A 13,448-nucleotide genomic window follows, 5' to 3' on the forward strand; every position below is an offset into this window, starting at 1 on the left:
ACTTTTTGAAAGATTTCTCAATCCAGAACGGAAATCTATGCCGGATATTGATACAGATTTCTGTATCGAAAAACGGGATCAAGTTATTGATTATGTTACAGAAAAATATGGCAAAGAGAGAGTTGCCCAAATCATTACCTTTAACCGCTTGACTTCTAAAGCAGTTTTAAAAGATGTTGCCAGAGTTTTAAATATTCCCTATGGGGAAGCAGACAAAATGGCAAAGCTTATTCCTGTTTCCCGAGGAAAACCCACCAAACTCAAGGTGATGATTTCCGACGCCACACCACAACCAGAGTTTAAAGAAAAATATGATAATGACCCAAGGGTACAGCATTGGCTTGATATGGCAATCCGTATTGAGGGAACAAACAAAACATTTGGTGTGCACGCTGCAGGTGTGGTAATTTCTGCTGAACCGTTGGATGAAATTGTCCCACTACAAAAAAATAACGACGGTTCTGTGATCACCCAGTATTTCATGGAAGATTTGGAATCACTGGGCTTGCTAAAAATGGATTTTTTGGGTTTAAAAAACCTAACAATGATTCAGAAAACAATCGATTTGATTTCGCAAAACAAAGGATTTAGAATTGAGCCATACGACATCACGACTCAAGAAAGAAAAGCTCAAAGAATTTTAGCAAAAGGTGAATATAACACCTTACCAAAAGACGTTCAAAAGACTTACGAACTATTAGAAGCAGGTGAACTAGAAGGTATATTTCAATTAGAATCTTCTGGGATGCGGCAAATAGTACGTGATTTAAAGCCTTCCAACATAGAAGATATTTCCTCGATTTTAGCACTCTATCGACCTGGTCCATTAGATGCAGGACTGATTCCCAAGTTTATAAACCGCAAGCATGGTCGAGAAAATATTGACTATGAAACCCAAATTCTAGAACCGATACTAGATGAGACCTATGGAATTATGGTCTATCAAGAGCAAATTATGAAAATTGCTCAAGATATGGCTGGATATTCTTTAGGACAGGCAGATTTGCTCCGCCGTGCTATGGGGAAAAAGAAAGTTGAGGAAATGATGAAGCAGCGAGAAAAGTTTGTGGATGGCGCTGCGAAAAATGGAGTGAAAAAACAAATTGCTGAAGAATTATTCGAGCAAATGTTGAAGTTTGCTGAATATTGTCTCAGCTATGACACAGAAGTGTTAACGGTAGAATATGGGTTTTTACCTATTGGGCAAATTGTAGAAAAAAGAATTGAATGTAGCGTGTACACAGTTGATAATAACGGAAATATTTACACACAACCTATTGCTCAATGGCATGATCGTGGTCAGCAAGAAGTTTTTGAATATTCTCTAGAGGATGGTTCTGTTATTCAGGCAACAAAAGACCATAAATTTATGACGACTGATGGGCAAATGTTGCCAATTGATGAAATCTTTGAACGAGGTTTGGAGTTGATGCAGGTTAAGGGTTTACCGCAATAGCTACGAATAACAGTTTTTGATGCCATTTACCTATGAATCTTTTTAATCAATAGTTTTTTTTATATTAAAAATAACTATCGATCATGCGAGCTAACTTTACTGATTCTTAACACAGCAGAGTGAAATTTACTTAGCCACTAACTGACAACCTCGAAATCACGTTCATCTGTAACGTATTCTGCAGGCATATTGACTAATTGTAAAAAATAGACTTTGCTTACTCTTGGATTTATGAGATAATCTTGTGATCGGGACTAAACTCAGTAAAGACACTTAATTAATTTGTTTGCAAAGTATTAACTATTCTGGTTCATATCAGGGAATAATACTAGATAAGTGTAGAAATATAAACTACAACGATTGTTTCTATGTGTGCATTCTCGAATTGGCTCGGAAAACGACTTCAGTGGCTGTGTTGCTTAGCTGCATTATGCTTGGTTTGTCTGGTTATGGGTTGGTCACTTCCCACAAATGCAGCAAATCACATCAGTCAGCAATTAGAACAGCAAAACGTACTATTGACTCATGAAAAACAACTTGGTGAGTTGATGTATTCAGATATCGCCAAAAATTTTTTGGCGGTTGAAAAGTTTCAACGCGCTCACACCTTGCGCAGTTCCCTCTGGGAGCATCTAATTCGTGCTGACAGTGCAATCAAGAAAGATATAAGGCTTGCTCAGAGATTGAGACCTTCTGGCATTCCCTTCTTTGTGATGAATGGTAAAAATTTGTCCGGTGGATTGTAACTGTCTAATATGGAGAATGTATTGAATCATCATCATTAGTTTTCAGTATTCATCGGGTTTTGCTTAGTCTACAAAGTCTATCCATACTTAAGCATCTGCATCATCAGTAATCACTGTTAATCCCAATTAAGCCAGGATTACTCTTTATTGTGTTTAGTTCGCAAGGTTACAAAGGATGCAATTGTATAGCTTAAAATGTGTATGATTATACCAAAAAATGGGAATTATGAGCAAAACGCGATGCATTCCAAATAACCCTATTAACTTCGGTGGAACAGAAATCATGAAGTCATTAATGCGTTGCAGTGGATTTTCTGTGTTTTTTCCTATCGCTCTGGCTACAAGTTACAGTTCCCAACTGTTGATGTCTAAGGAAGCGGTGGCAGAAGATGCACAGAATGTACTCCCCACTGAAGTCCAAGAAGCTTATTCTACTGGAGCGATACAGGCTAATGACCTGTCTCCATTAGAACAACAAGTCATTAATGAAATGAACAAGATACGGACAAATCCCAAGGCATACATCCCGATCTTGGAAAACTATAAACAGCGCTTTCAAGGTAAGCGAGTTAAAATCTACAATCAGCGCTTTATGCTAACACACGAAGGGCTATCAGCCGTTGATGAAGCAATTAGGTTTCTGCAGTCAGCGAGTCCTGTTGCTCCTTTAACGATATCTAGGGGAATGTCTTTAGGTGCTAAAGATCTTGTCAAAGATAATGGCTCAAGAGGTTCGACAGGTCACCTAGGTAGCGATGGTAGTAATCCATCTACTCGTATGGAACGCTACGGAAATTGGCAATCTAGTGCTGGGGAAAATATCAGCTATGGTCCGAGTACGGCTGAAGATATCGTCATACAATTAATTGTTGATGATGGAGTGCCCAATCGCGGTCATAGAACAAACATTTTTAACCCCACTTTTAGAGTCGCTGGAGTTGCTTATGGAATTCACGCTAGATACAAAACGATGTGCGTAATTAATTATGCGGGAGAATATCAAGAAGCAATTTCAGTTTCGTCTAGAGGTCGTCGTTAAACATGGCTTTTTGAACCTATAAACTCTCGACCCCACTGCTTTCTCTAAACGCGAGTGCGTGCCATACTCATAAACCAGCAGTCTTCGTGTTTTCAGTTCGCAGTGGTATGAGTTCCTTAGTTATCATCGAAACCAGTCATCAATTCATGCATCTAAAGACATATAGCGATTCTCATTTGCGTAAAATACAGGTATGCGGTGGGAGCACGCCATAGAACATTGGTGTCAATTTCAGCAAAACTCAAGTCTAACAGGACTTTCAGGCTCTGTGGTTCCCATGCTTCGCCTAAAATGCCTGAAAACTTGGCTATAGCCTCTTAACGAGGAACAGGCTATGGACTTGGGTTTTCTTGTTAAATTGACATCAGTGGCTATAGAACAGCTCTTATAAACAATCTGTATGACACCCAATTGGGAACTGCTATATTGACTGGTTGCTCCAAAGTTATGAAGTTGTTGATGCGTCAGATGGTATTTTGGATATTTACACTCGTCACCCTATCGACTACATCTTGTGATGTATTGTTTGAGCCTGACTCCTCTGTACCTAACATTCCTGAAGGAAATTCTGATGTCTTGGTAACCGGGAAAACTCTTTCTCGCCTTGAACAACAAGTCATAGTAGAAATGAACAAGGCGAGAACAAATCCCACTGCTTATGCTGCTGTATTAAAAAACTATAGACAACGTTTTGAAGGAAACCGAGTTAAAATTTCCCGTCATGTCTATTTGCAAACACAGGAAGGAGTGAAAGCTGTTGATGAAGCGATCGCCTTTCTCAAGTCAGTCACTCCAGTCGGATCTTTAACAGCATCCAAAGGAATGTCACGAGCAGCTAGGGATCATGTCAAAGACCAAGGATCGAAAGGAATTCTTGGTCACAAAGGAAGCGACAAAAGTGATCCCTTTACACGCCTCAACCGCTACGGAACTTGGAAACGCACCGCCGGAGAAAATATTAGCTATGGCTCCCACACAGCACAGGATATTGTCATGCAATTAATTATTGACGATGGAGTTCCTGATCGTGGTCATAGAATAAATATGTTTAATCCTGCTTTTAAAGTAGCGGGAGTTGCTTTTGGAATTCACAACACATACAGGCAGATGTGTGTGATTAATTATGCCGGAAGGTATATAGAAAAGTCATAATTTATCACTCAATGACCTTTGACAGATGACTGCTTCATATGGTGTGTGGTGACGATGCGCCCCTAATTTGCCTCTGTGACAGAATTATATAAAGCAACATAAAAATAATGAACTCTCGCCATAGCAACACAGCTTCATCTGCTCTTCACCTCAACGTTGACGTTCAAGGTCAAGGCTTCCCAATTCTGTGCTTACACGGTCATCCTGGTTCCGGTTCTAGTCTTTCTGTCTTTACCAATCACCTCTCAAAACGCTTTCAAACTTTGGCTCCAGACTTGCGTGGATATGGCAAAAGTCGGTGTGATGGCAATTTTGATATGCGGGATCATTTGATTGACCTGGAAGCGCTTCTAGACCGCTTTAGAATTAAAAAATGTCTGATATTGGGTTGGTCGCTCGGTGGCATTTTAGCAATGGAATTAGCACTACAGCTACCTCAGCGAGTCACTGGACTGATTTTAGTGGCGACAGCTGCCCGACCCAGAGGCAATCATCCGCCTATAACCTGGCAAGATAATGTTTACACTGGTGTTGCCGCGCTATTGAGTTATATTAAACCAGATTGGCAGTGGAATATTGAAACTTTTGGCAAGCGATCGCTCTTTCGCTACCTGATTCAACAACACACTCCTACAGCCTACCGCTACATAGCAAAAGATGCAGTGTCAGCTTATTTACAAACTACTGCTCCTGCGACTCGCGCTCTTTATTCCGCGATTGGGGCTGGGTACAATCGACTCACAGACCTAGAACAAATTCAATGTCCTTGTTTGGTACTAGCTGGTGCATGCGATCGCCACATTACAGCTGACGCCAGCTTAGAAACTTTTCGGTACCTCAAAGATTCTCAGTCACACTGCTATCCTAATACCGCCCATCTTTTCCCATGGGAAATCCCTAACCAGGTATTGAGCGACATTGACCGCTGGCTAGAGAAAAACCAAAAAGTTGTCAGTGTGTAGTTACGCTTAGGCGTAACTACGAAATAGCCTTATAACCAGAAAAGAACTCAGCACAGTGAACAGTGAGTAAGCGCGCGCATTCGGCGGGTTTCCCACGCCCAGGCGACTGGCGTATCTCCTCCACCAGACGCTTCGCTTTAGCCCTCTGGGCGTGCGCGCAGCGCACACCCAGAGGGCGCAGCCGTGGCGTCAGCCATAGGGTTATCACTAAACAGTGAATTGATAACTGATCACTGTTCACTGATAACTGAATTCTCCTCAATTTAATTACATTTGACCGCTAAAGACAGGCTGTACTTTGCGGTCAGTCCGTTCCCCCAGGTCATCAGCAATCGTCAAAGCACTTGGTTTACAGCGCTTAACATCGACAATAATTCCTTGCGCTCCTTCCAGTTCCAAATCTTCTACGTAGCCTTTTATCGCCGCTTTTGCATCAGCAGAACTGATAAACGGTCCAAAGTAGTAAGTGCAACGGGGGTTTTGTGTTATAATTTCTACCCACCAAGCCAAGCCAAAATTGTCGAATATGTTAATCAACGATTCCTTAAGGTTTTTCCAAATACTTTTCATGGTTCTCGTCAATTGCTAAATGTGATAGTTGGTTCTAAATCCTGCTGGTTTTGACTGCTTTACATTTCTTTATACTCTGTTTACTCTTGTTTTTTCAAAGAAATTTTTTGTAATTTATCCAGGTATAGGGTATTTATCCAGCGATGACGATAAATCTCATAAAGCGCCATACCCGCTGCTACTGAGGCATTCAGGCTTGGAGTCTTACCTTGTAAGGGGATCGACACCAAAAAATCACAATGTCGTTGTGTCAAAATACTGAGACCTTCGCCTTCAGAACCAACTACCAAAACAATCGGACCGTTAAATTTCACGGTATGCATAGGTTCGCTTGCTTCTGTAGCAGTACCGTAAATCCAAAAGCCAGCAGCTTTGAGTTCTTCCAAAGCACGTTGCAAGTTCACCGCTCTAACCACGAGAAAGTTTTCTAAAGCTCCAGCAGCCACTTTCATGACTGTAGAGGTAATACCAGATGCTCTGCGTTGTGGGATCACCATTCCTTGAGCACCCAATGCTTCTGCTGTGCGAATAATTGCTCCCAAATTGTGGGGGTCAGTGATTCCATCAGCGACAACAATCACAGGATCAGTTTCAGATTTTGCCTTTGCAATCAACTCATCCAAGTCAATGTAAGCGTAGGGAGCAATTTGTGCTGCTACACCTTGGTGGTTAGCTTGCTCTGTAATTTGGTCTAAGCGCTTAGGCTCAACCTCGTCGATAATTGCGCCATTTTCCTTCGCTCGTAAAATCAGCGAATGAAAGCGGGGATCGTAACGGAGGCGGGAAGTAATCCAGATACGGTTGAGATCCCGCTCATTTTCCAAAGCACTTAATACAGGATGACGACCGTAAATCAAATCTGTATCTTCTGATTGTTCAGAAGAAATAGATGAATCAGAAAAGTTACGATGCGGACGTGGGCTGTCTCTTAAACCGTTAGCACCCTTAACTCTGGGATTGGGACTAAGATGAGAAATGACACGCTTGCCCTTCATTCTTATCGGTTGCGCACTATTGTGTTCGCCAGAAGTCTTAATTTTTCTTGGTTTATCTATCATGTGAGTTATTGGTAGAGCTTAATAGGTGAGTAACTTGTGACCTCAATTCACCGAACCAACTCTGCAAGTTTTACGACTCGTGAATTGAATTTCTTACGGCTTTTCTAAGTCAAGTTTTTGCAAAAGTTCGCTTAAGCGATGGAAATCGGTGAGATACAGGTAGCCAATTAATGTTTCTAAACTAGTTGCTTGTTGATAGGTTGCCAGATCAACCCGCCTAGGGCGTCCTGTGGTAGCGTTGCGACCCCGTCGGACAATTTCTAACTCAGTGTTATTTAGATGAGGATACAGCGACTGCAACATTTTCGCTTGCGTCTCTGCTCTGACTTGTGCCACAACTAGACGATGGTATGCTTCTGGTCGCTTTGGTGGTAGTAGATAAAACATTCTAACGTATAATTCACAAACCGCATCTCCCAAGTAAGCTAAAGCAGTAGGAGAAATTTGTTGCAGTTGGGCTTGTGAAATCTCTTGGAATAATTGCTCTTTAGTTGCCCTTAGTAGTTGACACCAAATTGAATCCTGACTGGGAATTTCATTTGAGCCATCTAGTAGGTCTTCCTCCTTTGATGTCACAAGTTGTTCTTTCCTCACACGCTACATTAGGCAGGTCTACCTAAGCATAGTCAATGCTAAAAAATTTACTTGCTAAATTTTATCTTTTTTTCAATTTTGGTTGCCATTTCATATATTAAGGGCACTGAGGCGTGAAGTCTGAAATCCAGATGAGTCCATGATTCTTTATCTGGTCTCCAAAAGTACAAGTGCTTTTAAAAGCTTAAAGTATAAGGTATGAATTATGAAATGGATTTTATATCGTCCCATTATAACATACAGTTAGCCGTCCTTAAGTCTTTTACACTATTTATCTTTCTCAACCCGAGATCTTTACACTTTACTTTTTTGCTCCGTACTTTATGAGTTAACGTTATGCAAAAAAAAGAAATTCTAATTTAATAATAATTAAGCTATCCAGATTGGATGATCGGATAGCTATATGAAGTTCTCAGGTCAAGAAATCAAGACGATTTGACGTTTTCTAGAGCCACATCAACGGATGGTTGTAAGGCGAGAAACTTCTCCAAGCGAACAAGCTTGACCGTCTGAGTGACACGGGCATTACTGACAATTTGCAAGGTGCCAGCGGAGTTTTGAGCACGCTTGGCTAACTGTACCAAAGCACCCAAGCCAGAGCTGTCAACAAAATCGATTTGCGAGAGATCCAGAATTATGTGCTTTGGTCCCTCCTCAATCTTGCTCCCAAGAACCTTGGTAAATGTCGGTTCAGAAAAGGCGTCTAACAAACCTGTGAGGCGGAATAGCTGGCAGTTATCCCGGACTTCACGAGTGCCTCTCAGGCTTACAGTTAGAGTAAGTGGCTCAGCAATAATTCCCTCCTCATAAGTTATGGTGAACGCTCAAGTATAGATGGTTTTAGTGTAGGTTGTCTACAACCTGCTGGCAGGGAAGAAGACGGGAAGATGGGATATGGGGGAAGTGAGGAATTTGAGAGCCAGAGAGTGCGTTGTAAGACTGGTGCTGCTCGCTGTCTGACTTCCTCACTCCCTCATCTTTCTTTTCCTCTTGCCCTCTTTTCTCCGACTTTCTTCATTTTTATCCTACTCTGGCTTTTGTGGATCAACGAACTGCTCGCATTGCTTGGACAAACTGCTCAAACAGATAATCAGCATCGTGAGGACCAGGACTTGCCTCAGGGTGATATTGTACAGAAAATACAGGCAAAGATTTGTGACGTAACCCAGCAACAGTGGAGTCGTTTAAATTAAGATGACTAATTTCTACAACACTGTTGGGTAAAGTGTCTGGGTCAATCGCAAAGCTATGGTTTTGGCTGGTAATTTCTATTTTTTGTTGTAGACCAGCTGGCTGATTTAAACCACGATGACCAAATTTTAGTTTAAAAGTTTCCGCTCCTAGTGCATGACCTAATATCTGGTGTCCCATACAAATGCCAAACATTGGTTTGTGAGTTTCCAGTAAGGCTTTAGTGGTTTTAATTCCTTCGGTGACAGATGCTGGATCGCCCGGACCATTAGAAAGAAAGATCCCATCGGGATTGTATTTGAGAATATCTTCTGGTAAAGTATTGGCGGGAACAATAATAACCCGACAGCCATAACTTGCTAAACGACGCAATATATTGCGTTTCACCCCAAAGTCAATGGCGACGACAGTAAAAGATTCCTTGGAATTTTCTTGACAAGTAGGGTTAAATTCCCATACTGGCTGGGTAGGTTCTGACCATTCGTATATGTCTCGGGTGGTAACCTCGTGGACAAGGTTCAATCCTTTCATGCTAGGAGCTGCCTGCACTTGCTCTAGCAATTCAGCCTCATCCAGAATTTCTGTGGAAATACCACCATTCATTGCTCCGAACATCCGAATTTTACGAGTTAAGGCGCGGGTATCAATTCCATAGATACCAGGTATGTGGTGCTGTTCTAAATATTCAGGTAAAGATTGTGTGGAGCGCCAATTACTCGGTCGAGTACAAATATTGCGAGCAATAGCACCCCGCACCTGTGGTTTACTTGATTCTTCGTCCTCTATATTAACGCCAGTATTCCCCAATTCCGGATAAGTAAAAACGACTATCTGACCGCAGTAACTCGGATCAGTCAGGACTTCTTGGTATCCAGTCATACCAGTATTAAAGACAACTTCCCCAATTGTGGTTCTAGTGGCACCAAAAGACCAACCACGATATGTGGTTCCATCTGCCAAAACAAAAATAGCAGGTATTGCGTCAAAAAGAGACATAGGCTATAAAATCCCAAGATTTGTGATGTGTGTGATTAGGCGACAGGTCAACAATTCAAAATCCCCATACAGGAGAAATTCAAAATTTCAAATGAAAAAAAACAGCACTGGTAACCATCCTGATCGCTTGCTGTATGCAAATTCAATGAAGGACAGGTAAAACACGAGCGACAAAGGAACTAAGCTTGAACTGAATCATCACTTCACCTGTCCGTTGCTAAGCCTACAAACTAAAATTTAAGAGCATGACATATAAAATCTTCCAACAATAATAGACAGTCGCAATAGATTTCGACGCCGAAGCGCAAGTAAAATTATAATTAATCATGCATCAGTTTATTTTATCCCGAGCAGCGCTGATTCTTGTGTCAACCACACTAGCGGTTTTGACTGTAGCCTGTAATGGAAAGCAACAGGTTACTGTCAGAAGTGGTGAGCAGCAACCCGTGCCTAAAGATCAGAGTGTTGCCTCGCCTGTAACCACAATGGCACCTCTAAGTGCTAGTCCACAACCACAGGCAACGATGCAGCCCACTAGAGAGATTTCAGTGAGCTATTTTGAACAGGGATTGGACAAAGCTGTTGGTGCTCTGAGCATCAGCCAATCAGCTAAATCCACAGAAGATTGGAATTTGGTGGCAATTCAGCTTGCAGATGCGATCGCCCTAATGAGAAAAGTGCCAGTTGATAGTCCTGATTTCACAAACGCTCAAGCAAAAATATTAGATTACCAGCCTCATCTTAAAGATGCCATACAAAAAGCCACTCGCCCTGTCAATCCGCCACGACAAGCACAACCAGAAAGGATAGGGGTTGCCATTCCCCAGGTTCCTGTGACACCAACTGTGACACCAGCTATTACCAAACCAAGTTTCACCGAAACACCTGCCGCACCAGCAGAAAAACTGCAACCACCATTGCCAAAGCTGACTCCATTAGCACCGCCTAAACAACAAGAGGTGTTGGCACCGCCAACAATCAAACAGCAAGACGAACAACAGGTGTATACTGTCGGCATTAAACGGCGAATGGGTGGTACACCAATTATCGAAGTCACCTTTAATGGCACTCAACCGTTTGAGATGATTTTGGATACGGGAGCCAGTGGGACAGTGATTACCCAGAAGATGGCAAATGCTTTGGGAGTGGTGCAAGTCGGAAAGGCTAAGGCAAACACAGCAAATTCTAAAGCAGTGGAATTTCCTATCGGTTATGTGGATTCGATGGAAGTTGCTGGGGCGAAGGTGAATCACGTTGCTGTGGCGATCGCAGGCGCGGATTTAGAAACTGGGCTTCTCGGACATGACTTTTTTGGTGACTACGATATCACCATTAAACGTGACGTTGTGGAATTTCGTCCTCAATTGCGATCGCCCATTGGGCGTCTCCCTCCTAAAGCATCGCAAACCAATCCCACACAAGAAACTGAATTTACTGCTCCAAATGCGCCCAAGGAACTTCCCTCCGTAACAGATCCTTAGCGTTGATGAGAAAACTTTCTACTTAAGTCACTGTTGTCAGTAACACTATAAGGGTTAACGGCTAGGGATACTTTGCTCAAGTCTTGCTTGACACCTCTCAAATCTAAAAAGAACTCATTTCATTTGAAAAATCTTTGATATTTGATACTTTTTATCAAATAAAATCCTTTGAATAAGTCTCTCACCTGAAAATTTTACTTTTTCTTAACCAACTTTTAATCTAAGGTTAATATTCACATTGTTTACTTATTACTAATTCACTTTTTGCTGCAACATTTAAGCCCTCCAAAATCTGATAATTCCAGAAATTGGAGGGTTGTTTATGCTACTAAGTAGCGAGTAAACCTTTGCAATCCTATCGAAGCGATTTTAGAACAGACTTTGAAGGATAATCACTTTCTCTTAGATACAGCCAAGTCCTACTTGCTCAAAGAAATTGTACCTCAAGCTAACGAGATAGACGGTGATCCAAATCGCTTATTTCAAGCACTTCGAGGTCTTGGCGAATTAGACCTTCTAGCACTCAAGGTTCCACGTCACTGGGGTGGGAAAGAAGTTAATGAGCAGACATATGGCAGCTTTCAAGAACTAGTAGCACGGTATTCTGGTGCTTTAGCCTTTTTGCAAACTCAACACCAGAGTGCGGCTGGTATGCTTGTTGCTAGTAGCAACTCTTCGCTACAGGAAAGATACCTCCCTCGTATGGGCAACGGTCAAGTTTTACTAGGTGTTGGCTTTTCCCAGTTGCGACGTGAAGGCGATCCCCTGAGTGTAGCTACACCAGTTGCTGGAGGGTATCAACTCAATGGCGTTGTTCCTTGGGTGACAGGATGGGAATTTTTTAGCGAATTTATCATTGCTGCCACATTACCAGATGGTCGTGCTGTTTTTGGTATTGTACCCTTACTTGAAACACATCAAGACTCAGGAGGTACGCTGACACTTTCACCTCCAGCACAGCTAGCGGCTATGACATCAGCTAATACCGTAACCGCTACCCTGAAAAACTGGTTCTTGCCCACAGAAAGTGTTGTTTTCATTAAACCTGCTGGTTGGATTCACGAAAACGATAAAAAGAATGTTCTTGGGGCTACTTTTCTGGCGACGGGATGCGCCCTTGCTGGTTTAGATATTGTGGAGTCCGTCGTTAGCAGAAAACCTCTACCTTTTATCCAAAAAGCTTTTGATTCTCTGCAACAGGAATTGAATAACTGTCGCAACGCTGTTCGCGAAGCGCAAAATAATTCTAGTTTGGAATTAGTTGAACGTTTGCAATTGCGGGCTTGGGCGATTGATCTGGCAGGACGAATAGCTCATGCAGCGGTGACTGTTTCTAGTGGTGCTGCTATATATAGTCATCATAATGCGCAGCGAGTGTATCGAGAAGCGCTGGTATTTACTGTGACTGGTCAAACTCGTGCTGTTATGGAAGCGACGTTGGGGAGGTTGACGCGTCATGGTTTTGAGAATGAACCGCAGAGGCGCAGAGGACGCAGAGAGGGAAGAGAGGGAAGAGAGGGAAGAGAAGAGGAGAAAAATATCACTTATTCGCGGGTGATACATTTGAGTCATATCATTGATTCAGATATTCCTCAATGGGAAGGTGATCCGCCAGTGGAATTTGAGGCTGTGGCCCAACTGTACAAGGATGGTTATTATCTGCGGGGTTTTTCTATGGGGGAACACAGCGCGACTCATATGAATGCTCCCAACAGTTTTCGTCTTGATGGTATGGGGATTGATGAGTATTCTGCTGAGTCGTTGGTTGTCCCTGCGGTAGTTATTGATATTCGGGAACAGGCGTTAGTGAATCCAGATTATACTCTTTGTGTTGAGGATATTCTGACTTGGGAGAAACGGTACGGTAAGATTTCCTCTGGTTGTGTGGTGTTACTATACACAGGTTGGCAAGAGAAATGGTTGGATAAAAATGCTTTTTTTAACCAGGACGAGCAAGGGGGTATGCATTTTCCTGGTTTTGGTAGTGATGCGACACGGTTCTTACTTGAGGAACGTCAAATTGCAGGGGTTGGAATTGATACTCATGGGGTAGATTCTGGGCAAGATACCACTTTTGCGACTAATCGTTTGGTGTTGGAAAAACCGCGTATTGTGTTGGAGAATTTGACCAATTTGGATCAGTTACCGCCAACAGGGGCGACTTTGGCAATTGGTGTGCTGCGGTTGCGGGGTGGTTCTGGTT

At 42.4% G+C, this 13,448-nt stretch carries 12 protein-coding genes; 7 read left to right on the forward strand and 5 right to left on the reverse strand.

Going from position 1 to position 13,448, the window contains the following annotated elements:
• From dnaE to DP116_RS03920, 5 genes are all read left to right on the forward strand, one after another.
• On the forward strand, nt 1-1,456 hold a 1,456-nt coding region (dnaE, locus tag DP116_RS29000), incomplete at its 5' end, for a DNA polymerase III subunit alpha (protein ID WP_246275471.1).
• Nucleotides 1,457-1,824: 368 nt separating this feature from the next.
• Nucleotides 1,825-2,202, forward strand: coding sequence for a hypothetical protein (locus DP116_RS03905; RefSeq protein WP_169153923.1), 378 nt, complete (start codon nt 1,825-1,827; stop codon nt 2,200-2,202).
• A 295-nt stretch (nt 2,203-2,497) separates the two neighbouring features.
• Nucleotides 2,498-3,241 (forward strand): CAP domain-containing protein, encoded by a 744-nt coding sequence (locus DP116_RS03910; RefSeq protein WP_169153939.1) that lies wholly within the window; start codon nt 2,498-2,500, stop codon nt 3,239-3,241.
• 459 nt (nt 3,242-3,700) lie between these two features.
• Entirely contained in the window at nt 3,701-4,393 is a 693-nt protein-coding gene (locus tag DP116_RS03915) for a CAP domain-containing protein (RefSeq protein WP_169153940.1), read from the forward strand.
• Between the two features lie 107 nt (nt 4,394-4,500).
• Nucleotides 4,501-5,355: an alpha/beta fold hydrolase gene (locus DP116_RS03920; protein ID WP_169153924.1), complete on the forward strand. Its 855-nt coding sequence runs from the start codon at nt 4,501-4,503 to the stop codon at nt 5,353-5,355.
• Nucleotides 5,356-5,622: 267 nt separating this feature from the next.
• Here DP116_RS03920 and DP116_RS03925 read toward each other — a convergent pair whose 3' ends face one another.
• From DP116_RS03925 to carA, 5 genes are all read right to left on the reverse strand, one after another.
• Nucleotides 5,623-5,925 (reverse strand): DUF1816 domain-containing protein, encoded by a 303-nt coding sequence (locus tag DP116_RS03925; RefSeq protein WP_169153925.1) that lies wholly within the window; start codon nt 5,923-5,925, stop codon nt 5,623-5,625.
• 80 nt (nt 5,926-6,005) lie between these two features.
• Complete coding sequence (gene rlmB, locus DP116_RS03930; RefSeq protein WP_169153926.1) at nt 6,006-6,983, reverse strand: 23S rRNA (guanosine(2251)-2'-O)-methyltransferase RlmB; 978 nt, start codon at nt 6,981-6,983, stop codon at nt 6,006-6,008.
• Between the two features lie 93 nt (nt 6,984-7,076).
• Nucleotides 7,077-7,559: a ribonuclease III domain-containing protein gene (locus DP116_RS03935; RefSeq protein ID WP_169153927.1), complete on the reverse strand. Its 483-nt coding sequence runs from the start codon at nt 7,557-7,559 to the stop codon at nt 7,077-7,079.
• Nucleotides 7,560-8,002: 443 nt separating this feature from the next.
• On the reverse strand, nt 8,003-8,392 hold the full coding sequence (locus DP116_RS03940) for an anti-sigma factor antagonist (protein WP_169153941.1): 390 nt from the start codon (nt 8,390-8,392) through the stop codon (nt 8,003-8,005).
• 229 nt (nt 8,393-8,621) lie between these two features.
• Nucleotides 8,622-9,764, reverse strand: a complete 1,143-nt coding sequence (gene carA / locus DP116_RS03945; protein WP_169153928.1) for a glutamine-hydrolyzing carbamoyl-phosphate synthase small subunit — start codon at nt 9,762-9,764, stop codon at nt 8,622-8,624.
• Between the two features lie 326 nt (nt 9,765-10,090).
• On the opposite strand from carA, the gene DP116_RS03950 reads away from it, so the two are divergent.
• Together DP116_RS03950 and DP116_RS03955 are read left to right on the forward strand one after the other, a co-directional pair.
• The gene (locus DP116_RS03950; RefSeq protein ID WP_169153929.1) at nt 10,091-11,245 is read left to right on the forward strand and encodes a retropepsin-like aspartic protease; all 1,155 of its coding nucleotides are present in this window, start codon (nt 10,091-10,093) and stop codon (nt 11,243-11,245) included.
• A 381-nt stretch (nt 11,246-11,626) separates the two neighbouring features.
• Nucleotides 11,627-13,448 (forward strand): cyclase family protein (locus DP116_RS03955; protein WP_211173065.1); only part of this gene is annotated, 1,822 nt, incomplete at its 3' end.

The sequence above is a fragment of the Brasilonema bromeliae SPC951 genome (genome assembly GCF_012912135.1).
GTDB lineage: Bacteria > Cyanobacteriota > Cyanobacteriia > Cyanobacteriales > Nostocaceae > Brasilonema > Brasilonema bromeliae.

Bases quoted from the DNA above. Each gene is read 5' to 3' on its own strand.
- DP116_RS03905 (WP_169153923.1), top strand. From the start codon at position 1,825: ATGTGTGCATTCTCGAATTGGCTCGGAAAACGACTTCAGTGGCTGTGT.
- DP116_RS03910 (WP_169153939.1), top strand. From the start codon at position 2,498: ATGCGTTGCAGTGGATTTTCTGTGTTTTTTCCTATCGCTCTGGCTACA.
- DP116_RS03915 (WP_169153940.1), top strand. From the start codon at position 3,701: ATGCGTCAGATGGTATTTTGGATATTTACACTCGTCACCCTATCGACT.
- DP116_RS03920 (WP_169153924.1), top strand. From the start codon at position 4,501: ATGAACTCTCGCCATAGCAACACAGCTTCATCTGCTCTTCACCTCAAC.
- DP116_RS03925 (WP_169153925.1), bottom strand. From the start codon at position 5,925: ATGAAAAGTATTTGGAAAAACCTTAAGGAATCGTTGATTAACATATTC.
- rlmB (WP_169153926.1), bottom strand. From the start codon at position 6,983: ATGATAGATAAACCAAGAAAAATTAAGACTTCTGGCGAACACAATAGT.
- carA (WP_169153928.1), bottom strand. From the start codon at position 9,764: ATGTCTCTTTTTGACGCAATACCTGCTATTTTTGTTTTGGCAGATGGA.
- DP116_RS03950 (WP_169153929.1), top strand. From the start codon at position 10,091: ATGCATCAGTTTATTTTATCCCGAGCAGCGCTGATTCTTGTGTCAACC.